25 protein-coding genes are annotated in these 20,641 nt (G+C 57.2%); 16 read left to right on the top strand and 9 right to left on the bottom strand.

Translation table 11 applies throughout. The annotated features are described in order from the left end of the window. The first annotated feature begins 50 nt into the window (after positions 1-50). The 5 genes from SO139_RS10755 (at position 51) to SO139_RS10735 (ending at position 4,081) form a co-directional block, all read left to right on the top strand. Positions 51-470, top strand: coding sequence for a hypothetical protein (locus SO139_RS10755; RefSeq protein ID WP_498540036.1), 420 nt, complete (start codon positions 51-53; stop codon positions 468-470). Positions 471-539: 69 nt separating this feature from the next. Then, positions 540-743 (top strand): hypothetical protein, encoded by a 204-nt coding sequence (locus tag SO139_RS10750; protein ID WP_498540035.1) that lies wholly within the window; start codon positions 540-542, stop codon positions 741-743. A gap of 21 nt (positions 744-764) precedes the next feature. Then, entirely contained in the window at positions 765-1,097 is a 333-nt protein-coding gene (locus SO139_RS10745; RefSeq protein ID WP_498540034.1) for a hypothetical protein, read from the top strand. Beyond that, on the top strand, positions 1,097-3,376 hold the full coding sequence (locus tag SO139_RS10740) for a bifunctional DNA primase/polymerase (protein ID WP_498540033.1): 2,280 nt from the start codon (positions 1,097-1,099) through the stop codon (positions 3,374-3,376). Before SO139_RS10745 ends, SO139_RS10740 begins: the two co-directional genes overlap by 1 nt. A gap of 405 nt (positions 3,377-3,781) precedes the next feature. Then, positions 3,782-4,081 (top strand): HNH endonuclease, encoded by a 300-nt coding sequence (locus SO139_RS10735; protein WP_498540032.1) that lies wholly within the window; start codon positions 3,782-3,784, stop codon positions 4,079-4,081. 152 nt (positions 4,082-4,233) lie between these two features. On the opposite strand, the gene SO139_RS10730 is transcribed toward SO139_RS10735, so the two are convergent. After that, the gene (locus SO139_RS10730) at positions 4,234-5,085 is read right to left on the bottom strand and encodes a hypothetical protein (RefSeq protein ID WP_498540031.1); all 852 of its coding nucleotides are present in this window, start codon (positions 5,083-5,085) and stop codon (positions 4,234-4,236) included. An 877-nt stretch (positions 5,086-5,962) separates the two neighbouring features. Between SO139_RS10730 and SO139_RS10725 the strand changes: the two genes are divergently transcribed. Beyond that, positions 5,963-7,186, top strand: coding sequence for an HNH endonuclease (locus tag SO139_RS10725; protein WP_498540030.1), 1,224 nt, complete (start codon positions 5,963-5,965; stop codon positions 7,184-7,186). Between the two features lie 601 nt (positions 7,187-7,787). On the opposite strand, the gene SO139_RS10720 is transcribed toward SO139_RS10725, so the two are convergent. Together SO139_RS10720 and SO139_RS10715 are read right to left on the bottom strand one after the other, a co-directional pair. Continuing rightward, positions 7,788-8,843, bottom strand: a complete 1,056-nt coding sequence (locus tag SO139_RS10720; protein WP_498540029.1) for a DUF2971 domain-containing protein — start codon at positions 8,841-8,843, stop codon at positions 7,788-7,790. A 553-nt stretch (positions 8,844-9,396) separates the two neighbouring features. Continuing rightward, positions 9,397-9,729: a hypothetical protein gene (locus tag SO139_RS10715; RefSeq protein WP_498540028.1), complete on the bottom strand. Its 333-nt coding sequence runs from the start codon at positions 9,727-9,729 to the stop codon at positions 9,397-9,399. Positions 9,730-9,755: 26 nt separating this feature from the next. Here SO139_RS10715 and SO139_RS10710 point away from each other — a divergent pair, with 26 nt between their 5' ends. The 3 genes from SO139_RS10710 (at position 9,756) to SO139_RS10700 (ending at position 10,616) form a co-directional block, all read left to right on the top strand. Continuing rightward, on the top strand, positions 9,756-9,983 hold the full coding sequence (locus tag SO139_RS10710; RefSeq protein WP_498540027.1) for a hypothetical protein: 228 nt from the start codon (positions 9,756-9,758) through the stop codon (positions 9,981-9,983). Positions 9,984-10,132: 149 nt separating this feature from the next. Then, the gene (locus SO139_RS10705; RefSeq protein WP_498540026.1) at positions 10,133-10,384 is read left to right on the top strand and encodes a hypothetical protein; all 252 of its coding nucleotides are present in this window, start codon (positions 10,133-10,135) and stop codon (positions 10,382-10,384) included. Positions 10,385-10,487: 103 nt separating this feature from the next. Then, on the top strand, positions 10,488-10,616 hold the full coding sequence (locus SO139_RS10700) for a hypothetical protein (RefSeq protein ID WP_498540025.1): 129 nt from the start codon (positions 10,488-10,490) through the stop codon (positions 10,614-10,616). Between the two features lie 1,161 nt (positions 10,617-11,777). On the opposite strand, the gene SO139_RS10695 is transcribed toward SO139_RS10700, so the two are convergent. Genes SO139_RS10695 through SO139_RS10685 form a run of 3 tightly spaced genes read right to left on the bottom strand, consistent with a single transcriptional unit; the run spans position 11,778 to position 13,469 of the window. Continuing rightward, positions 11,778-12,323 (bottom strand): hypothetical protein, encoded by a 546-nt coding sequence (locus SO139_RS10695; protein WP_498540024.1) that lies wholly within the window; start codon positions 12,321-12,323, stop codon positions 11,778-11,780. A 4-nt stretch (positions 12,324-12,327) separates the two neighbouring features. Further along, positions 12,328-13,266: a tyrosine-type recombinase/integrase gene (locus SO139_RS10690; RefSeq protein WP_498540023.1), complete on the bottom strand. Its 939-nt coding sequence runs from the start codon at positions 13,264-13,266 to the stop codon at positions 12,328-12,330. After that, positions 13,179-13,469 carry an Arm DNA-binding domain-containing protein gene (locus tag SO139_RS10685; RefSeq protein WP_498540060.1) on the bottom strand — a complete coding sequence of 97 codons (291 nt, stop codon included), beginning with the start codon at positions 13,467-13,469 and terminating at the stop codon, positions 13,179-13,181. The genes SO139_RS10690 and SO139_RS10685 overlap by 88 nt, the downstream gene beginning before the upstream one ends. Positions 13,470-13,927: 458 nt before the next feature. On the opposite strand from SO139_RS10685, the gene SO139_RS10680 reads away from it, so the two are divergent. Further along, entirely contained in the window at positions 13,928-14,188 is a 261-nt protein-coding gene (locus SO139_RS10680) for a hypothetical protein (protein WP_449381765.1), read from the top strand. A gap of 235 nt (positions 14,189-14,423) precedes the next feature. Here SO139_RS10680 and SO139_RS10675 read toward each other — a convergent pair whose 3' ends face one another. After that, positions 14,424-14,600 (bottom strand): hypothetical protein, encoded by a 177-nt coding sequence (locus SO139_RS10675; protein ID WP_449381766.1) that lies wholly within the window; start codon positions 14,598-14,600, stop codon positions 14,424-14,426. Between SO139_RS10675 and SO139_RS10670 the strand changes: the two genes are divergently transcribed. The 3 genes from SO139_RS10670 (at position 14,581) to SO139_RS10660 (ending at position 15,879) form a co-directional block, all read left to right on the top strand. Next, positions 14,581-14,742: a hypothetical protein gene (locus tag SO139_RS10670; RefSeq protein ID WP_449381767.1), complete on the top strand. Its 162-nt coding sequence runs from the start codon at positions 14,581-14,583 to the stop codon at positions 14,740-14,742. The two genes, SO139_RS10675 and SO139_RS10670, sit on opposite strands and share 20 nt — an antisense overlap. Before the next feature lie 605 nt (positions 14,743-15,347). Continuing rightward, entirely contained in the window at positions 15,348-15,533 is a 186-nt protein-coding gene (locus tag SO139_RS10665) for a hypothetical protein (protein WP_474797391.1), read from the top strand. 151 nt (positions 15,534-15,684) lie between these two features. Beyond that, the gene (locus SO139_RS10660) at positions 15,685-15,879 is read left to right on the top strand and encodes a hypothetical protein (protein WP_449381769.1); all 195 of its coding nucleotides are present in this window, start codon (positions 15,685-15,687) and stop codon (positions 15,877-15,879) included. Between the two features lie 23 nt (positions 15,880-15,902). Here SO139_RS10660 and SO139_RS10655 read toward each other — a convergent pair whose 3' ends face one another. After that, positions 15,903-17,081, bottom strand: a complete 1,179-nt coding sequence (locus tag SO139_RS10655; RefSeq protein ID WP_498540022.1) for an OpgC domain-containing protein — start codon at positions 17,079-17,081, stop codon at positions 15,903-15,905. Positions 17,082-17,371: 290 nt separating this feature from the next. On the opposite strand from SO139_RS10655, the gene SO139_RS10650 reads away from it, so the two are divergent. Continuing rightward, positions 17,372-17,677 carry an ETC complex I subunit gene (locus SO139_RS10650; RefSeq protein WP_449381771.1) on the top strand — a complete coding sequence of 102 codons (306 nt, stop codon included), beginning with the start codon at positions 17,372-17,374 and terminating at the stop codon, positions 17,675-17,677. A gap of 156 nt (positions 17,678-17,833) precedes the next feature. Then, positions 17,834-18,304: an Lrp/AsnC family transcriptional regulator gene (locus SO139_RS10645; RefSeq protein WP_449381772.1), complete on the top strand. Its 471-nt coding sequence runs from the start codon at positions 17,834-17,836 to the stop codon at positions 18,302-18,304. Here SO139_RS10645 and SO139_RS10640 read toward each other — a convergent pair. After that, positions 18,301-19,329, bottom strand: coding sequence for an AraC family transcriptional regulator (locus SO139_RS10640; protein ID WP_449381773.1), 1,029 nt, complete (start codon positions 19,327-19,329; stop codon positions 18,301-18,303). The two genes, SO139_RS10645 and SO139_RS10640, sit on opposite strands and share 4 nt — an antisense overlap. 103 nt (positions 19,330-19,432) lie before the next feature. Between SO139_RS10640 and SO139_RS10635 the strand changes: the two genes are divergently transcribed. Next, the gene (locus SO139_RS10635; protein WP_449381774.1) at positions 19,433-20,605 is read left to right on the top strand and encodes an isovaleryl-CoA dehydrogenase; all 1,173 of its coding nucleotides are present in this window, start codon (positions 19,433-19,435) and stop codon (positions 20,603-20,605) included. Positions 20,606-20,641 lie beyond the last annotated feature (36 nt).

The raw sequence follows: 20,641 nt of genomic DNA, 5'->3' as shown, positions 1-20,641 counted from the left end.
GGCGACATCGTCGCCCTTTCTTTTTTCAATACATAGGAGATTTGGGCCTTATGGCTTCTCGCGATCAAGCGCACAACATTTCGGTTAAGCCGCTGTTTAACCCTGTTGCGGCGACCACTGACAACACCGCTTGGACTTCCAACACTATCGACACGGCCGGCTATGAGTCCGTGACTCTCGCGTTCCAGACCGGCACGCTTTCGGACGCTGATGCGACCTTCGCCGTTACGATTAATCATGGCGATCAGTCGAACCTGTCTGACGCCGCTGCAGTCGCAGCTTCGGACCTGACGGACGCGCTGTCGACTCTCAACTTCGACTTCTCGTTTGACAACAGCGCTAAGCGTATCGGTTACGTCGGTAGCAAGCGTTATGTTCAGGTTGTCGTTACCCCGGCCAGCAACACCGGCAACGTGTTTCTTGGTGGTCTGGCCATCCTTGGCCGTCCGCGCAACGCGCCGGCTGCTTAAGCGGGCGATCTGCGGCGCGTTGGCCGGATGTACGCTGCGCGCCGCTACCAATCATACGAAGGAAAATGAATGAGTATTGTTTCTGTCGGTGAACCGGTGATGGGATTCATCACGAAAAACGACAAGGTGTTGAAGGCAACGCTGATCGGCGTCGACACAGCCAAAAGACGCACTGTGGTTCTGTATGAAGAAGGCAACATGCTGCACGTCGCTGACGTGTCAGAGTTTTTCACGCAAAAATTTGCGGCTGAAGTTTCATTGATCGACGAATAGAAATTAAAAAGAAAGTTTGAAATGACTGACAATGATAAGCGACTTGCAGCGGGGCGTCACGCTGGATTGCTGATGCTCAACGGTTCATACTGGCGCGAGCGAATGGCAGAACAATTCCCTGCATATCGCGTAGTCAATCTCAATGCAGCAACGCGGCTATTTGAGTTGAGCCGGCAGGCGGAAATCTCGAAAGAAGACTGGCCGTTGTTTGAGAAGCACTACGACGACGCGCCGAAATGGCGGGACGCCGTGAGGCTGACGAACCGGCAAGTGGAGTACTGCCGCTTTCCTAGGAGCTTTAAGGACTACCTCGGCTTCCTGTTGGATAACCTGACGAACGGCGGTGCGAAGTAATGGCGGCTGTTTCTATTGCGTCTGCACCTAGTCCCTACGCGCAAGTCGGCGCACGATTGGTCGACGCCGGCTATAGTGCGATCCCAATCCTACCGGGCGACAAGCTGCCGGGTGGAATGTCGTTCGGGAGGTGGCACGGCATGTATGATTGGCAGCGGTTCTGCGACCGCTCGCCCAACGTGGAGAACGAAGTTGACATATGGAGCGGCTGGCAAGACGCCGGGGTTGGCATTGCACTAGGTTTCAACGGCGTTGTCGCCGTCGATATTGATACCGATGACGCGGCTATTGTTGCGGCTATTCTCAGCGTGCTTCCGGAATCGCCCGTACAAAAAAGGGGTGCGAAGGGCAAGACGCTATTCTATCGGGGCAACGTTCAGCGGACGGACCCCGCGACCGGCGAAGTTGTCGGGGCGATTCCGTCGCGAAATTTCCGGCCGTTCGTCGACTTGCTCGCCTTTGGCAAGCAAACCGTTTTGCCTCCGTCGATTCATCCAAACAGCGGCAAGCCTTATTACTGGCTTACGGGTGAGACGCTGCTTGACGTGCCGGCTGAACAGTTGCCGGAACTGCCAGATGATATTTCGGACCGTATCGCAGCGGTGCTTGAGCCGTTTGGTTACCAGCCGGAATTGCAGCGCGAGCGCAGGCCGGCCGGTGCTGATAGTGACAATTGGCGTAGACTGAAGGATGAGGCGTTCGCCGATCTTTCGAAGTGGGTGCCGAGCTTAGGACTCTTCGGATTGAAGAAGAAACGGCACGAATATCGCGCAGTGGCGCACTGGCGACCTATCGTAAACTCGAATGAAGACGGCAACGCGCTGTCAATTCACCCAAAGGGCATCATCGATTGGGGAGACAACGACAAGAAGTATTCACCAATCGATCTTGTGATGGTTGCGCGCGGCTGTGATTTCAGTGAGGCGGCTGAATGGCTATCGGAGAAGATCGGGTTTACGGTGAAAGGCGACGGCTTCGACGTTGGCGCATTCATCGCCGCCAACGACAATGAACCTGTTCCAGCACTTGCAGGAACGACGCCGCTATCAGACCTAACAAATCCGGGTGGACTGATTAGCGATCTAGTCGACTGGATCGTGTCATCGTCGGAACGGCCATCGCGAGAACTGGCATTGTCGGCGGTGATTCCGTTCGTTGGGGCGTTGCTTGGACGGAGGTTTGCAAGCCCGACCAACCTTCGAACGAATTTCTACAGCATCGCACTTGCTGGTACAGGGTATGGCAAGGAACACGCAAGATCGCAACTGAAGCGCTTGGTGACCGAAGGGGGGCTAAATGAGTTTTGGAACGCTAGTCGGTTCATGTCGGCATCCGGGATGCGTGACGCGGTCATGGCAAAGCCGTCAAGTGTATCTATGGTCGACGAGTTCGGCGGAATGATGCGACAGATCAACGACAGGAAGGCAGGTATTCACAACCAGCTAATCCGCAACGATATGCTTGAGATGTTTTCGAGCGCAGGCAACTTCTTCGAAGGCGCCGCATACGCCCGAAACGTCACTCCGGAGCGAATCTACAATCCGAACCTTTGCATTTACGGCACATCCACACCCGAAGATTTCTGGGCGTCAGTCAGTTCGTTGAATGCTGCTGACGGGTTGTTGCCGCGCTTCTTACTGTTCAATGTCGACGGCCCAAAGCCCGAAGAGGTCAAGCCTTCGCGTAGCGTGTTTGACGTTCCTAAAAGCCTGATTGAGGCGTGCAAGGCACTCACCCTTGCCGGTGGTGTCGGCAACATCTCAAGAGGGGTAAACGTCGGCAAGAGTCCTTGCACACCAACAGTTGTTCGGTATTCGGCTGAAGCTGAAGCCGCACTAGCGGCGTTCAAAACGTTGATTGACGAGCAGGGCACCAAGACGGAGGCAAAGAGTCAGCCGATCCTGAACCGGGCCGTGGAGCACGCTATCAAGCTGGCCCTGACTGTTTCGGTCGCGAGCGACTGCTGGGCACCGGTCATCTCCGGGCCACAGATGGAATGGGCAACACAACTTGCATGGAATTCGACAGCGATAATGATTGAAGAAACGAACCTTCGGATTGCGGACAGCCAGCGTGAAATGGACCTGAATCGGATATTTGCTTCGATCCGACAGGCTAAGGACGGCATCACAGATGGTAGGATCGGCAACAACTGCCGGGGTATCGAAAAGAGGCGCCGTACGGAGCTGCTATCCGACTTAGTAGATGCCGGCCGGGTAGTGCTGCGGGAGGTAAGTGAGACTGGCGGCCGGCCAAGCAGGCGGTACTACGCGGCCTGAACCTTTCGTACGCACTTCCGTACGCAGAAGGGGCTTTCGTACGCATACGAAAGGTTGTCAGAGGGCCTTTCGTACGCATTTCATACGCATTTCGTACGCAGCCTTGCGTACGAAAGTATGTAGCAAAAAGACCGTAAAATAAGGGATATTCTATAACATATACCCTTTCATACGTTTCGTACGCAGTAGTGCTTCTGCATGACTTTTTGCAGTGCTTATAAGAGCACTGCGTACGAAACGTATGAAAGGGTCTGATTGCAGATATGTTGCAATACAGCCACTGCGGGAACTAGGTTGCCTCAATAGGAAGCCCGCACAGCAGCGTTTACCTGAGCCTACCGCAAGTAGTCTTCGGCGCCAATCAATGCGCCACGGCCAGCGGCTGCAAACCGAAACAAGGAGACAATGCCAACACGACCGAAGCAATTCAGGCCCGCCCAATGGCGGCCGTACAAGCGGCCCACCTTCAGCGGCGATGCCTTTTACAAGTCTGCGGGCTGGCGTGCTCTACGGGCCGCGTGCCTCCAGCGCGATGGCGGCCGGTGCACAGAGCCGTACTGCACCACACCGACCGACAGGCTCACGGCGCACCACATCATTGAACGCGGCACGCCCGGTTCGACTGACACGCTGTCTAACCTGCGCACCCTCTGCATGCGCTGCCACAACCGGCAGCACGGCCTGAGAGGACGGCGCGTGTTGTGAAGGAATGGGCCAAGGGAAGGGGGACGTGATTCCTCCGGCGCGAGGCCCTATTTCCCGATGGGCCTCAGATTTTTCACATCCACAAAATGGGGAAACTTACCCCTCGTCGTGTTCAACTTAGCCAAGATATCTTGGCACCATTTGCAGGCCGCTTATTCGAATGCGACCTGCAAAAGAACCGCTGCCGCAAAGGTGGCCACCGCTGCTACGCAGCCAATTGCCTTCAGAGGATGATCCTTACCATCCTTTAGGAGCCACTGAATGCCTGCAACGAGACGGAAAAGCGGGACCGACAAGCGAATTGTCAGCAACCCGAGGAGATAAAGCGGAAGCCAAAAAAAGACGGCTACCCCCGGAATGAACGCCAAGAAAAAGGTCGCGGTTCTCGCACTATCTGCCCTCATCACCTTCTTAAGAGTCTCAGGATCATCCATGAGTTCTATAGCGGACCTTGGGTCACCAGAGAAATCAGCACCCGGCAGCCATACCCATATTTGCAGAGCAGCACGAATAACAAAACTCGCGCAGATGATGAAAAGGAATACAATCACTCCACAACTCAAAGCCAAAACTGGTCTCCTGCCGCACCACTTCAGCACAGGCCTTATCAAAAATAGACTAAGATAGTCAGTCATCGCGTTCGGTAAGAAAACGCTAAAGATATAAAGTCCCAACACTCCGATCGTGCCAAATATCTTCGCGAGACCCTCTGAGCGCATTTCAAAGGCGAACACGATAGTGATTAAGGCACTGATGAGGAATGACCTAGCAACGGCACGTAGCCGTAGAAGCGGATTCGTATAAATCGCGTCAAACGCTTCAACTAAAGCGGCAGCTACATCTTGTTTGCTAAACGCTTTCAGTTTCATCACAACAGCAAGCGAATTTTTGGCTTCGTCCGACGCTTCTTTATCAAGCCAAGCAAACAAGCCGTAGGCCGCCGCCGAATAAAGCAGCGGCGTCGCGTAGCCTAGGTGGTCAATCAGCTTTCCGATTGCCTCCACTTGGGACTCCGTTCAGGCTGGCTGAAAGCATATCATACAATCCCGACGCGTGCGCGGGCTTTTCAGCACGCATCATCCGGGCAGCAACGCAACCGCGTTAGCTGCCATTTTTATTGGAGTGATAGAATGACCGACTACTTTTCAGCAACCGCAAGTCTTCGAAGCACTTGGAATCGCGCAACGGGCCGGCGCGTTAACTCCCGCCCTATGGACCCCGTCCTAGCGAATGCGATCAAGAATCCGCGAATGGCGAAATCGTATGTTTCTGGAAACGACTACGAGGCCGAGGATAGTGGCATGCGTGATGCGGACACGTTCATAAAGCTGAACCGCAACGGCGAACTATCCGCGCGGCGACGTCTTAGAGGGCGGGCACGTTCGCGGTTAGTGCGCCGCGAACGTAGCCGGCTTCTTACCGACGATGACCAAGCGGAATACTGAGGTTCATCGCCTTCGCGCGAAGAGATGCCTCAGTCCGTTTCATCGCTTTAGCCACCTTTACGACGGGCGTCCGTGCTCTGGAGTGCGCACGTAGCTCCTTCACATCTGATGCCGTGTATTCGCGACGTGCGCGCTTCTTCTTTGCCATTGCCGCTCCTGTTTTTGAAGCCGGGCTTTTAGCACGCGCAGAAAAATGGGCAATGCCGTGGCGAATTGCATTTCACACATTTAATCTTAGGATCACACAAACAGAAATGTCAGACGGCGACATTGTTGCAATCGCTGCAACCGGCGAAGGCACCGACTCGGACTAGCATGTTGGGCGGCTAGCCACCGCGAGAGTACGGTTGGGACCTCAGCGGTCTCCTACCTATCGCCAATGGCGGCGAGTTCGATTCGCAGTCATAACTAGTATGATACAACAGGGGGGGCCAACGTGTTTCAGGTCGGAGAGCTTTATACCAGGGCACAGATACAAGATGCGCTCAGGGTGCCCGAAGAACGTAGAGGTGGCGACTGGGCGACGGGCTACACTAGCTACGATGGGCAAATTTATGTTTTCTGCAACGTCGGCACGGCGGGACGCACTGGCCACGATTATCCCAATCGTTGGGATGGCGATCAACTTGTTTGGTCAGCAAAGAGCCGGAGCAACGTTGGTCAGCCAATGATCCGGCGGATGGCGTCGGGGGGCGCACCGGTAAACATATTCTGGCGTTCCGCGGACCGTTCGCCGTTCAAATATGCTGGTGTCGGACAGCCCCTAGAGGTTATCGACGCCACTCCCGTTGTTATTAGATGGGCATTCGAAGAGGCCCGTCCGAGAGGGCTATCCTCCGTTTTGAACGCCGAAGAGATTGGCCAGGAATTGGCGTCGCTTGGCTTCGCACTGGGCGAAAGCGGTGTGAAGACCCGGCGCGCGTCCAAAGGAGCGCTGACATGTTACATCAAGATCGACAGCGGAAGCTGGCGTTTGGTGATCGACCCCTGCTTTGAAGACAGCGTGTCAACCCTCAGCGTTATGCCCGGGGTGCACCGGCCGAACGATCGATTACTCTATCACAATTCGACCATGCGTTCGTTTCCGCAGCACATGCACGGCGGGAAGAGCCCAATTCCATATGGAATCGATTTCGATTTTGCCTCCAGGAATTCTCTTCGAGAATTCATAGCGGCACTCGATGTCTTGCCCAAATCAGAGCTAAGGTCGTTCGACCCGGATACTATGGACGTTGATCCCAGAACCGAGTCCGAAATTCTTCGCGCGGCGAGATTGGGACAACAAAGGTTCCGAGACGATCTTCTCGACCGGTGGAATGGACGTTGCGCGGTAACAGGCCTGGCGATGCCAGAGTTGCTGCGCGCGTCTCACATTAAGCCTTGGTGCGAGTGCGAACCAAAGGAACGATTGGATTCGAACAATGGGCTGCTGCTGGCGCTCCACATTGATGGTCTATTCGATCGAGGCTTCGTCTCGTTTGATGACGATGGAAGGATTGTTATTTCGCCCAGTTTGAGTGAGCAGACACTTGCTTGTCTGGGGATCACAACTAGTGCCCGGATAGCAGGGCTAAACGCCGAGCAAAGAAAATACTTGGAGCACCATCGAAGATCGCATCAACGCAAGTTGCAGGTTGAAGCAGCGCCCCTTCCAGTCTAAGCGCAGTTGACGCACGCGGCGCCGACTCGGCCGCGCTGATGCGCGTTAATCGACAGCTTGCAGAGCTGAAGACGGGTCTTCCCGGTTTCATCGTGTCAACTGTCACGAAAGCGAAGCTACCAGGCGTCTGTAAGTCCATCTCGAAACCAAACGAGGCTTGTACAAGACCCGTTAGTCTAAGCGCCAACGGGTTTCGTCTCTAGCTACGCATAGCTATGCTAATCACCTCGTCCGTGTCATTCAGCACGGAAGCAGCCTCCTTTCCCGGAACATGACGGCTTTCGATGTTGAGCGCGACTATGCCAAGCCCTAACGCCGAAGGCCAATCGCCTTGATCCCACATTGTTTTGGCGCTCCTCTTTAGGTCCTTTAAGATTTGCTTTCGTTCAGCGGCGCTAGCGATGTCGTATGCGGTTCTCAAGTCATCATGCGTGGCACGTATGTTGTTAAAGCAAGCGCGCTTAGCTGCGTCATTCGCGCCTCGCACGCGGGTTAACAAGTCTCGCGTCTCTTTTGCCATTATTTCTCCGCGCGCCTCGCGCCATAATCTCAAGAGGCCCATGTAGCTTTCCCTTAATCGATCTTGCCGCTGGAAGACGCCTTACTCACGAAACGGAATACCGGACTCTCTGATGGGAATTTCGAGGCCGCATTTCTCCAGCAAAATCTCTAGAGCCATACGTTGATTTCGTTGCTGTATATGCGGACCAATGATTATTGACTTGATCGGCAATTTCGACTCGAGTCCATCATATAGGGCGATGTACGGCACTATCTGTCCGCTCGAACGACTTCTAAACTTTATTGACTTAACCGCTCGAGTCTCTCCAGGTCCTGTCACGGACGGGCGATTGCAAAGGGCAACGATGCGATATTCATTCTCCTCTTCGAACGTAGAATCCTTCAGGAAGGGTGCGAGCGACAGAAAGGGGCGTGCGAAGTCGTCAGTTCCTTTCGGTCCGAATACGTCAGACAACTTGTCTGCGATCTTCGGAAAGAGGTTCTTTAACAAGGTTCCAGCAAAACCAGCAAAAAGGTCAGGCTTAACTCGCTCCGCGTAGTCCCTGTACGTCACCTTGTCAGTTAATATGCCTTGGTACCGATATCTGTTGCTTTCTTCGATGCTGAGTTTGTCGATAAGTAGCTCGTCGAATTCTATGGCAAAACCACCTCTCGCGTATCCACGCCATTGGCTAAGTAGGCCATGCTGGTACGAACCTGAGTCGGGTTCGTGAATGCAAAAAGACGTTATGAAGAACGGTGCGACGGCGTTTGTTGTCTCTGTCATTGCATGAAGCATATTTTCGGCTTCTTGCTTGTAAATGCTGTCTCCAAAATCGGTTAAGATGGTTGGATGAAACAGCTTGCGCTCGACCAGCGTAGGAACGACGTCGCGCAACTCGCGTTCTAACATTGGTAGGAGCAGTGATAAAATAATCCGACCTTCAGTAGAGTCATTGAGAAAATCATAATGGGTCGCGAAAAGAGACTGAGTCTCAAGTATTCCGATGAGACCTTCCGCGGTCGTGTAGTGGAATAGAGACCGTGTCGTTTTGTTTTCCGAATGTACCGCCACTTCGCCCTCGGCTGGTTCGCTCACGACCTGCGCTGTTCGCGCGCTGTTGGGCTGCTTTCGATATTTCTTTTTGCGTTTCATGGAGTTTCTGGATCGGGAGGACTGGTTGCCTCAGCAGACTACCCACGACGTTCACACGGGCAAGGGTTGTGGAGAATTCTCCACGCTACTTTTTGGATTGTGTATTGATCAGTATGCGGGGCGATGCTCGGTCGCAAACCCAACCCCTAGCGGCTTTGCTACCGGACCGGTCGGCGCGATCATGGCGGGCTATGCCCACACTAACCCGCCGCTGCGATCGGACCGCCAGCCAAGAGGCTTGGACGATTTATTACGACGACGTAGAGGCCGGCAGCATCGGTCTACGTAGCGGCAACCCGACCGAAACAAACCCGTGGCAGTGGCGCTGTGGGTTCTATCCGGGCAGTGAGCCGGGGGAATGTACAGCCGGCACGGCAGCGACATTTGAGTGCGCACGCGCGGCGTTTCTAGAAGCATGGGCCGTGTTCTTGTCCAGGCGGACGGAAGCCGATTTTGAAGAGTGGCGCAGGCAGCAAGAGTGGACGGCACGGAAGTATGCTGCGTGGGCGCGGGGCGAGAGGGTGCTAGTTCGGCCAGACGTCAATCGATCCAACTAGTCGCGTTTGCAGACGCGGGTGTGAGTACCTTTGTTGTAAGTGGCGGAAAAGCCGTTTCTAAGAGCGTGCCGTCCGTCGAAATGCCAGCCGTCTTTAACTACATCACGACCTCTGAACACTCCGTGATTGCAAGAGCAAAAAACACCTGAAGGAGTATTTTGCGTGCAAGGCGCCACATTCGGCCCTCCGATGTACTGGGCTTCCACGAGTGCACCCGGGAGCACGATCAGCACGACCACAAAAGTGAGTTTCTTCAACATCAGTGCCAGCCCCTCAAAGCTTGGTTGAGTTGTCGCACAATAGCAACCATCGGCAAAGCGCGCCAGCAAGTACTAGAGTCGCGAGACAACGAGCCGTGAAAGGTTGGCAGCGGTCGTTTGATGAGCCGATAACGCTGCCCAACGGCCGGAAGCTGCTCACGCTGCACGACGCGGCAACATTCATCACGCAGTTGCCGAAGCGCGAACACGACGCGCCGGAATGGCTGGCAGCGATTGAAGCGCTGATGCTGGTTGCGGAGAAGGGCGGCCCGACGATGCTTGCGCGCATCGGAGTTATGCGTGCGTTGAATCGTGGGAAGTAGGTGCGCGAAGGTCTAGAAAGTGCTGTAGCTAAAAACGGTACAACCAAAGGTGTAGCCAAAATCGGTACAAAACCACAGATTTGACTTGCAAAAATCGCTCGGGCATTCTGACTCCGTTATTGATTCCTATTAGGGGGAAAGAAGGGGCAATGCAGAGCATCACCGACCAACTGTCGCGAGGCGTCACCGACCAACTCGCAAAGAACAAGACCTTGCTATCTGAACTAGTCCGAGTTGGGCGCATCGACCAGCAAACGGCTGACAGGGACATAAGAACCGGCGAGCTTATGGCCTCATATGGGGTCGTGTTTGAGGTGCGAGCCAACATGCGTCGTGAGACGACTCGCGAACCCGCGAAGTCGTTCAGGATCGAACTCAGCGGTCATGTGTTCAGTGACTGAGCGTACTCTACCGCACTGGCCACGCGGGCTGTCGCGTTTGCGCGCGGCAGCCTACGTCGGTGTGACGCCGCAGGCATTCATGCGAATGGTTCAAGATGGGCGCATGCCAAAGCCGAAGAAGATAGATGGCGCCGTACGTTGGGACAAACTCGCTGTAGACCGGGCTTTTGACCGGCTCTTTGATACTGAGACGGATTTGGCTGGCGAAGAGGTTATTGAGTTTGAGGCGTAGGACGGGGGCCGTCCCGGCATACACCGGATAGCCCAAGCGGAAATGGAAGAGGCCGCCAGCTTAGGCGGCCTTATTTCTTTGCGGGCTTCGCTGGCGTTCTCATTTTGACGTTTTCGCCACAACTCCTGCATGTGAATTCGTGCAGGATGGATTGCTCGACCTTGATCAACACCGATTGAATCCAAGTCATTGCGCTACCGCACTTGGTGCAAATCGGCGCGCTTAATTGTTTAGGTTGCTTGAAGATTTCCATCTGAGGACGCCCATTCCTCTGATGGGGAACATTCTACCGTGGAGAGCGGGCACGCTCAAACAACAAAGGTTACGCTTGCCCTTACTCGCCCCGCATGGCGGTTCGGAAAGGGCGCCGAACACCGCTGGTCCTTGGCCCTCGGACTCGCCGGCCCCGGCGGTGTCCAATCCGGAGATGCGGGCCGGCGGTCCTTGGGCTGAGCGTCTTGGGGAAGGGCGCTCCTAGCAAAAATGAGTCGAATCCGGTTGGCCCAAGGTTCAGCAATCAGGGCCGCCCATGGTTACGGAACTCTTCGTCTTAACCGAACTGGAAAAATCCGGATTGACGTCCCCTCGCGCGGCGGTTGTACTAGCGCCGATTATTACTGAAGGTATTATTTTAGGGGCGTTCTATGAGTATCTGTGATCGCGTCACTTTTCTGCGCAAAACCCTTGACGAGCTGATATTCGAACTTTCCGAACTTGAAACTCTTCGCGACCGCGTACAAGAAGCTGAACGAAACCGATTGATCGGCACGCGCCGAAGGCGGAGAAAGTCTTCTAGGGTTCGACGCTACCGGCGCTAGCAAACAATCATAAAGCACGGCAGGGCGATCAAGCGGCTCGTTTACGAGGGTTGCGCGAAAATTACATTCGATCCGACCTTGTCGCGGAATGGACATCACCAAATCTATAGCTCTCGAAACGCAAGTTCGGAGAATGATGTTGACCGCTCTAGGGGACTACGCGCGACTTTCGCACAAGAAAGCCAAGGAAGTTGAATACCTGCTGGACTCGGCTATGCAGTCGACATCAGCAGATGAGTTTCGGTGGAAGTTTCTCACTGCCACTCAGATTGTGAAGGAGCTAAGAGCAGAAGGCGATCGCGTCGTATTCTCGCATGCTTTCGGCAGGGAATAGCGCCGATATTCATTCACTCTGCAAGCCGTTGAGATGGCGTCGTACCGTTCTTGTCGACGCCCAGCCGTCTCTATCGAAATTCCAGTAAGTTTCGGCGGAAATAATCTCCTTAATTTCGGCCTGCGAAAGTTTCTGACCGAGTGTCAGCGTTACTCGGGGCTTGATGCCGGTCTGGTCACACCAGTCCAATTCTTCGTCACCCATTCGGAATATCTCGGGATTGTTGTCCTCAGCAACTTCCCAGCCTGTACTGTCCTTGAGGTAACCGATCAAATCGAGTGTCACTACCTCGTCCTGAAGTTCGGCAGCCCGCATGTAGATGTAGTCTTCAGCCTTTTTCGAACCCGCTGGCCGCCCCTTGCGTCGCCGCTTGTATTCGAGGCGAAATGCTGACTCTCCGTCTTGAGCGAACAGGCCGGCAATCCAAGTTCTCAGTTCGTCGCCAATGGGCCGTTCGCTCCTCAGGTAGCGTACGAGCGGCATGAAGGGATCGGCATCACCCTTTTCCAGCCTTTCATTGCAGAGATACATCGCGAGATATTCGGCGCTGCTCATTTGCCTATTCTCCTAACGCAGCGGATAGATTGCTGCCAATTGCGTCCGAGACGCGCCGCAAAGGATCGATATCTAGGTGCGCGTAGCGCTCGGTAGTCTTTGCGTTTCGGTGCCCCAGCAATTTGCCAACGATTGGCAGCCCGGCGCTGGCGCCTACGCCTATGCTAGCGTACGTGTGGCGAAGATCGTGGAGCCGCAAGCCGGCCAACCCAGCATGGACGGAGACTAGCTCCCACGGCCGTTTCAGGTCGTTGCGCGGTTTGTCTCTATCCTTCGGTTCGTCCCACTCATGCCCACCAGCAATAACATACCGGCCGATGCGCTCGATGTTTTCTAGTACCTCTGCAGCAGGGGCACTTAGGACGATTGTTTTCTTGCCGGTCTTTGAGTCAGGCAGGAAGAGCGCGCCGCGTTCTAGGTGAACGTGGTCCCACTGCAGGTCAAGAATCTCTCTCAGCCGGGCGCCGGTGAATATCAATAATCGAATCGCTGCGGCGGCATGAGAATCGATTTTGATGGCTACCTTGGGGGCATGCTTGGCCTTGCTAACCGGTCTGGGAATTCCGCCTGTCTCTGCAAGTCGGATCGACTCACCTAGTCGCGCAAGCTCTTCGGCCTTCAAGAACCGTTCGCGTGGTTCCTCTTTGAACTTCTCGATACCAAGCGCAGGGTTCTCCGTGCCCTTCGGCAAGAGCTTCTGGTCGATGCCGTACGCGTATGCCGCGCCTATGAATGCGATGACGCGGTTTGCGGTGACTGGATTATTGGCGCCGATTTTTCTTTGAAGCCTCTCCACGTCGGTGCGGGTGAGGGCAGGCGCCTTTTTGGTTCCAAGAGCGGGAACTACATGGTTGTTCATGTACCCGTCATAGAGTTTGACCGTTCGGCCCTTCCTTTTCGTCCTGACGTGGCTGTCCATGAAGGTCGTAACCAGTTCCTGCACGGTGCTTGCCTTCCGGTCTTCTTGTCGGGCAGCGGCGGATCACCGCCATGCACCACTTGGGCAAGTAGCTCTTTGGCGCGCTTGCGCGCCTGCTCTGGCGTCAGCATGTCCGGTTTGCCGATCACCATACGTTTCGTGGGTACGCCTTTTCCTCCGGGATGAGGGCGGTACTCGATAATCCAAGAAAGCGCCCCAGACGGCATAACCTTTAGACCGAAGCCGGTTAGGTCCGCGTCGTAGAAAATGCGGGGCTTTTCGACCTTAGGCACGGTCTTAAGCCATTGCAGGCCGATTTTGACGTTTCGCAAGAGAGCCCCCGAGTCTGCACCGGGTATGCACCGGCCATAGATTTCTAGCATATCGAGGGAAACGCAGTACAAGAGAAACGCCTTATACCTCAACAATTTGAGTTATCCCCGGCAACAGGAGGAAACGCTGTCAAATAGGTCAATTATGTTTTGGGTACTGCAGGTCGTTGGTTCGAATCCAGCTGCCCCGACCAGTAATTTCAAGCACTTACAGCAAAATAAGCGGGTCTATTCCTTCGCAGAATAGCCCTGGTTCAGAGCATCCATCCCCGCTCTGGCGAAATCCGCTTGCGCGCGACCGGCGGTTGCCCGAGCATCTGCGGATTGTCGAGATCAGGGGGAGGAGAAATGACATGGCGGAGACCGTTCATTCGGACATGATCCGAAAGCTGATTGCCGTCTCAATGGTTCTAGGCAGCACCAGCGCTCAAGCGCAAAACTGCATGCAATATCCCCCCGGTCCCTTCCGCCGTCAGTGCGCCGAAGCAAACCATCCGCAGTTCGATGCAAAGATTGAAAGGTGCAAAGAGGAGGCCCTAGCGATGGGCCTCAACCGAAGCGTGTTGGATCCGGCCATGAAGGAGTACGTGCAGGCCTGCATGCACCGTCGATAACTGCGAGGGCAAGCTCACAGACGCCACGCGGGGTGCGTCGGCGCGCCGCTCAGCCAAAGCCATGGCCGTGATGCCGCCATTTTCCGGGCGATCCTGACGCCTGATCCGGCCGGGAGCTGCGTTGAAGGAAAGGGCGGATCGTGCATCTCGCGTTGCGCCCGGCAGCATCTTCCTAAGGCGAGGCTCCCATGTCGATCACGGCGATCAGTTCGATCTCCAGCGCAGCGGCAACGTCTCACTCCGCGGCAAGCTCCTCTTCCTCGGCAACATCATCCACACCGGAGACGACCTCGTCTTCGGCGACTGCATCGTCCTCCCAGTCGGCGGACGGTGGAGCGGGCGGCGGTGGCGGCAGCTCGGCCAAAACCATCGTCAGCGAGGTCTCCACGACGGTGAATGGGATCACCACCACGGTCATCACCTATTCCGACGGCACGACCGAAGTCGAAACCTCGGTCAACGCGCAAGGCGGCCAGAACCAGGGTGGTCAGACCGGCCCGGCTGGTCAGACCTACACGGCTCAGGGCACGCTCGGCAGTGCCGGGAGCACCTGAGGCACAGGCGCGAGACCGGGAGTGGCGGTCGGTCGACGCGCCGACGTATTGCACAAGCGCCTGTTCAAACCTTGGGTCTTTGTTCGCAGCGCGTCGCGACTTCTACGCGATTTTTCAGCCAGTTGGTGCATCGGCCGCGCGCGAAATTATCAAGGCGCATCGAACCTTTGGCGTCCGCAATAGACATACGAGTATTGGGGATTTCAGCGCCCAATATCTAAACGGACGCCGCCAAGCGACGATATTCCGCTTGTGCGGCGTCGCGCTTTTCAGAGCCAACAAACTGGCCGTGCGTCCTGGAGTGCGATGAGCTTGGGATGAATCGCCATCGCGCTTGAGATCGTTGTTTGCGCATGATCTCCGCGCAAACGCGTTCCGTGTTTGTCGCGAGGGAAAACCGCTTCGCACTTTGCGCGAACGCGGCCCTTCGGGGCCGGATCATGCTCTAGCTCGACGCGCACCAACCCACCGGGAACGGGACGAGCGGCCAGACCGTCTCGTTATCGTTCGCTGCATCGGGGAGTTCTTCGGCGGCTTGTTCGACGGTCGGCGCCGCCGGCGGAGACGTGATCGCTAGATGCAAACACGCACATTGGAGATTCATGTTGAGCAAATTCATGTTGAGCAAACTCATGGCGATCGACCCGGATAGCAGGCGTCTCAAAAATTCAAATTCAGTTCAAAATCGTCACGCGCCTCAAAACGGCACGGTCATCTCAAATCTCACCCGCATTCTAGAAAAGACCGGGCACAGTTTCAACCGCCACGGCCTGCACACCCTCGATAGTTAAGGTTGACCAGTTAGGTTAAGTGCGCCCTCTTGTTGCGGCCATTTTGTCGACTGTTATCAAATCAGTCCCGGCTCGCCGCCGTGCCTACGAAAATAGCTCACACAACATCACAGACATCGCGGCGTCTTCGTTTTCTTGCGAGTTTTTCGTCATGATTTTCGATCGCAGCTCCCAAATCCCCGATTCACGATCCGGTTGGGCCGAGATCTGGCACCTGTGGACCATCATCGTACCGAGGCGCTCGATCAACGGGCAGTTGGTCTACGGCAAGGTTTGGCGCCGCCACGATGGCCGACAGTGGATCTACAAGAAGTTCACCGAATATAGCGAGGACGAGGCGGCCTGAAGCGGCCGCTTCGGGTTTGCTGCTCAGCCCGCCTTCGCGGGGGTGGCCGCTGCCTTCGTCGTGGCGGGCGGCTTCAGCGGCTTGTCCTGCCGCTTCGACCAGGAGATGTAGTAGGCGACCGTCGTCATGATCGCGATCCCGGCGATGCTGACGAACAGCTGCGCGAACAGCGAACCCGAGCTCATCGATAATTCGAAATGGCCGACGAAGGACAGGAACACGCCGACGCAGAAAACGGCGAGCGACTGCTGGCCGCAGACGATCACGGGATCGAAAATCTTCCACTCCAGACCCGGCCAGTCCTTCGGCACGAAGCGGATCACCAGGATCACGATCACGACGAAATGGATGAAGCGATAAGGCGCAAGGTTGGTCTTGTCGTTCGGGTTGAAGGCTGAGAACAGCCACTCCGGAAACATCGCGCCGAGGCTCGGGAAGCGGCCCGCCATGGTCATGGTCAGCGCGAACAGGAGGTAGGCAAGGCACAGATAGAGCGTGACCTTCGAGTTGATCAGCGTCATCGAACGCCGCGCTCCGCCCATCGCGCACCAGGCACCGAACACGAACAGCACCTGCCAGCAATAGGGGTTGAAATACCAGGTGCCGGCCGGGTAGGCGGTGAGATTCCAGCCGAAATGCCGCGCTGCCAGCCAGAGGATGATGGAGAGCCCCATCGTGAGGTCCGGTTTGCGCAGCATGAACCACAGGACCGGCGGGAATAATCCCATCAGCACGATGTAGAGCGGCAACACGTCGAGATTGAGTGGCTTGAAGCGCAGGAACAAGCCCTGCCGCAGCGTCTCGGTGGCGTTGTCGACGAGACCGGCGACATTGAACTCATCGATGATGTCGGAATCGCCGAAGCGCAGCGCCAGATAGCTGATCGCGGCGATGTAGATCACGAACAGGATAATGTGGGCGACGTAGAGCTGCCAGACACGCTTGGTCAGCCGGGTGGCGCCGACGACGAAGCCGCGCTCGAGCATCATCCGCGCGTAGACGAACGAGGCGGTATAGCCGGAGATGAAGACGAAGAGATCGGCGGCGTCGCTGAAACCGTAATTTCGCGTCGTGATCCAGTTCACGACGTTGTCGGGGATGTGATCGAGGAAGATCGCCCAGTTCGCGACCCCGCGAAACAGGTCCAGCCGGAGGTCACGGCCTTTTTCGGGAAGCGTTGCGTTGATGTTCAGGAAGGCCATTCGAAGCTGACTTTCGAGGAGGAAACACAGAACACGAGGCGCGCACGGCGAGCCGCCAGCAGATCAGCCGCACCGCGGGGGCAGGCTACCGGTCCGCGGTGAGCGGGGAGCGAGATTGTCACGGCGCAGCATAATGACTATACCCGTTGGCAACGCTACCTCCAGGATTGTGGAATCACCGTTCAAATTCCCGATACGGTGTTCTCTATACTATCCCGGTGGTTTCCACCAATAGCTTCGGTGACGCATAGAGTTAGACCGAATAGACGTTAAAGGGGTCCGGCCGTCCAATGACCGCACGCATTTTCAAGCCCGCCAAGAACGCGATGCAATCGGGCAAGGGGAAGACCCGGGAATGGCAGCTCGATTACGAGCCGGAGCAGCCGCGCGCGGTTGAGCCGCTGATGGGCTGGACCTCCTCGGCGGACATGAAGCAGCAGATCACGCTGCACTTCGAGACCAAGGAGGAGGCGATCGCTTATTGCGAGCGCAAGGGCATCGCCTACCAGGTGATCGAGCCCAAGGAGTCGATCCGCCGCTCGGTCGCCTATGCCGACAATTTCTCCTTCCGCCGCGGCGAGCCTTGGACGCACTGATCTGGACGCACTGATCTGGACGCACTGATCTGGACGCACTGAGCCGAACGCACTGAGCCGGACGCACTGAACGCCAGCTTCCCGCTAAGGTCCTTGGCGGGGGTTTTGTCGTGTGCTCCGCTGGGCGAAGCGTGACGGGATCATGACGAGGTGGGTATGGCCGGGCGTTACCAGCTCGACAGCGTCGATCTGAGGATATTGTCGGAGCTCCAGGAAGACGGCCGCGTCCGCAACAACGAGCTGGCGCATCGTGTCGGCATCTCAGCGCCGAACTGCCTGCGGCGGCTCAAATCCCTCATCAGCCGCGGCGTGATCAAAGCAGTCCGCGCCATTCTGGACGAGCGGCTGCTTGGTTACGAGGTGATCTCGTTCGTCACCATCCAGCTCGGCAGCCAGGCCCAACCGGTTCTGGAGGACTTCGAGACGTCCGTTGCGGCGGTACCGCGTATCCAGCAGTGCTGGCGGATCTCCGGCGATACCGACTATCTCCTGAAATGCGTGGCTCCGAACATGGAAAGCATGCGGCAACAGCTCCTGAATTTTGCGGCCATGCCGAACGTGAAGAACGTGCGCAGCTTTCCGGTGCTGGGCGTTGCCAAGGATGTGTCGCTGCCGGTGCAAGCCTAGCGATACCTGGCGCGAAACTCGCGCGGCGAGGCGCCGGTCCAGTTGCGGAAGGCGCGCGAAAAGCTCTTCTCGTTGCGAAAACCGGCGATCTCGGCGATCCGCTTGATCGGCGCGCGGCCGCGCATCAAGGCTTCCCTGGCGAGTTCGAGCTTTGCCTCTTCCTTCAACGCACGTAGCGAAGTTGCCTCGTCGCTTAGGCGACGATGCATCGTGCGGGTCGACAGCGCAAGCTCACTTGCGACGTCGTCGGCGGTCAGGATCCGACCGCGCGCGCTGCGCAGCACGTGCCTGATCCGCTCCACCATCAGGCGGTCGCGTCGGTAGGGCAGCACGGTCAGGCGCAGCGCACCCTTCAGCATGTGATCGAGATCGGACGGGCTGCGCTTCAGCGGGAGCGCCAGGTAGCGCTTGTCGAAGGTGATGCTGGCGCGCTCCGCATCGAAGCGAACGTTCCTGCAGAAGATTGTTGGATAGACCGAGACGTGGCGCGGCTCGGCATGAGGGAATTCCGCGGTGCGGAGCGCGATCGCGGAATCCACGACCCAGCAGGAGAAGCCGAGCACGTAGCGCAGCAGCGTCACCAGGCAGAATTCGCGCAACGGCCCGAGGTCGCGCTGCTCGCGAATACCGATCATGGCCGTGTCGCGATCGAAGCCGAACTCGAACAGCACGTCCTCGGTGAGGATGCGGTGATGCCGGCACCAGCGCTTCAGCGCCACCTCGAGATTGGGGGCGGTGATCGAGGCCCGGCATAGCATGCCATAGGTGCCCCAGGGAAACCGGCGCGAGAACCAGCCGAGCGCCTCGTCGTCGAGTTCGCGCATGGCATGGCCCGCCAGGACCTCGAACTGGGCTGCCGTGACCCGCCCATCAGCGGATCCGAGGAGGTCCGCGGGCACCTGGCTTCTGGCTAGCGCCTCGGCCGCGTCGCGGCCATATCTGGCGTAAGCAGCAACCACTCCGCGCACGAAGGCGGCCGGTGTCATGGCCCGGCGAGGAACTGCAGCGGAGGCTTGAAAAGGCATACCGAATCTTCGCCAACTATGGCGGAAAATGCAACCTTTTCGACCGCCCGAATGCCCGATCGGGAGTAGGTTTGCGGGCAAGACAAGATCGGAGGAGCAGCCCATGAACATCCCGAGCATCGATTTCGACCTCGGCGAAGACATCACCATGTTGCGCGATACGGTCCGCGCCTTCGTGGAGGCTGAGGTCGCGCCGCGCGCGGCCGAGGTCGAGAAGGCGAACCTGTTTCCCGCCGACCTCTGGAAGCGCTTCGGCGATCTCGGCCTGCTCGGGATGACCGCGCCGGAGGAATATGGCGGCTCCAACATGGGCTATGTCGCCCACATCGTCGCCATGGAGGAGATTTCGCGCGGCTCGGCCGCGGTGGGCCTGTCCTACGGCGCGCATTCCAATCTCTGCGTCAATCAGATCCGCCGCAACGGCAACGACGCGCAGCGCCAGCGCTATCTGCCAAAACTGATCTCCGGCGACTATGTCGGCGCGCTCGCGATGTCCGAGCCGGGCGCCGGCTCCGACGTCGTCTCCATGAAGCTGCGCGCGGACCGGCGCGGCGACCGCTACGTGCTCAACGGCTCGAAAATGTGGATCACCAATGGCGGCGACGCCGACGTGCTGGTGGTCTATGCCAAGACGGATCCGGACGCCGGCCCGCGCGGGATGACAGCTTTCCTGATCGAGAAGGGCTTCAAGGGCTTTACCCATGGCCAGCATCTCGACAAGCTCGGCATGCGCGGATCCAACACCTATCCGTTGTTCTTCGACGAATGCGAGGTGCCGGCCGACAACGTGCTGGGCGGGGTGGGCGAGGGCGTCAAGGTCCTGATGTCCGGCCTCGACTATGAGCGCGCGGTGCTGTCCGGCGGTCCGCTCGGGATCATGGCGGCCTGCATGGACGCTGTCGTGCCCTACATGCACGAGCGAAAGCAGTTCGGTCAGCCGATCGGCGACTTCCAACTCATGCAGGGAAAGCTCGCCGACATGTATTCGACCTGGCAGGCGACGCGCGCCTATGTCTACGCGGTGGGGCGCGCCTGCGATCGAGGCGGTCACGCGCGGACTCTGCGCAAGGACGCTGCCGCCGCGATCCTGTATTCCGCAGAGAAGGCGACATGGATGGCAGGTGAGGCGATCCAGGCGCTCGGCGGCGTCGGCTATACGAACGAGTTTCCGACCGGGCGTCTGTGGCGCGATGCAAAGCTGTACGAGATCGGCGCCGGCACGTCTGAAGTGCGCCGCATGCTGATCGGGCGTGAGCTGATGGCGGAGACCGCCTGAACGCATTTGGAATCGCCGCGAAAATGGGTCAACCTG

The organism is Bradyrhizobium sp. UFLA05-89 (assembly GCF_059803475.1).
The sequence above is the reverse complement of the archived record's forward strand: the minus strand, read 5'-3'. Positions and strand labels throughout refer to the sequence as shown.

Coding starts and splice junctions, on each gene's coding strand:
- SO139_RS10740 (WP_498540033.1), top strand. CDS start 1,097: ATGGCGGCTGTTTCTATTGCGTCTGCACCTAGTCCCTACGCGCAAGTC.
- SO139_RS10705 (WP_498540026.1), top strand. CDS start 10,133: ATGCAGAGCATCACCGACCAACTGTCGCGAGGCGTCACCGACCAACTC.
- SO139_RS10645 (WP_449381772.1), top strand. CDS start 17,834: ATGGCCGGGCGTTACCAGCTCGACAGCGTCGATCTGAGGATATTGTCG.
- SO139_RS10685 (WP_498540060.1), bottom strand. CDS start 13,469: ATGCCGTCTGGGGCGCTTTCTTGGATTATCGAGTACCGCCCTCATCCC.
- SO139_RS10635 (WP_449381774.1), top strand. CDS start 19,433: ATGAACATCCCGAGCATCGATTTCGACCTCGGCGAAGACATCACCATG.
- SO139_RS10700 (WP_498540025.1), top strand. CDS start 10,488: ATGCCAAAGCCGAAGAAGATAGATGGCGCCGTACGTTGGGACAAACTC.
- SO139_RS10660 (WP_449381769.1), top strand. CDS start 15,685: ATGATTTTCGATCGCAGCTCCCAAATCCCCGATTCACGATCCGGTTGG.
- SO139_RS10655 (WP_498540022.1), bottom strand. CDS start 17,081: ATGGCCTTCCTGAACATCAACGCAACGCTTCCCGAAAAAGGCCGTGAC.
- SO139_RS10650 (WP_449381771.1), top strand. CDS start 17,372: ATGACCGCACGCATTTTCAAGCCCGCCAAGAACGCGATGCAATCGGGC.
- SO139_RS10750 (WP_498540035.1), top strand. CDS start 540: ATGAGTATTGTTTCTGTCGGTGAACCGGTGATGGGATTCATCACGAAA.
- SO139_RS10695 (WP_498540024.1), bottom strand. CDS start 12,323: ATGAGCAGCGCCGAATATCTCGCGATGTATCTCTGCAATGAAAGGCTG.
- SO139_RS10735 (WP_498540032.1), top strand. CDS start 3,782: ATGCCAACACGACCGAAGCAATTCAGGCCCGCCCAATGGCGGCCGTAC.
- SO139_RS10720 (WP_498540029.1), bottom strand. CDS start 8,843: ATGAAACGCAAAAAGAAATATCGAAAGCAGCCCAACAGCGCGCGAACA.
- SO139_RS10640 (WP_449381773.1), bottom strand. CDS start 19,329: ATGCCTTTTCAAGCCTCCGCTGCAGTTCCTCGCCGGGCCATGACACCG.
- SO139_RS10755 (WP_498540036.1), top strand. CDS start 51: ATGGCTTCTCGCGATCAAGCGCACAACATTTCGGTTAAGCCGCTGTTT.
- SO139_RS10680 (WP_449381765.1), top strand. CDS start 13,928: ATGGCGGAGACCGTTCATTCGGACATGATCCGAAAGCTGATTGCCGTC.
- SO139_RS10745 (WP_498540034.1), top strand. CDS start 765: ATGACTGACAATGATAAGCGACTTGCAGCGGGGCGTCACGCTGGATTG.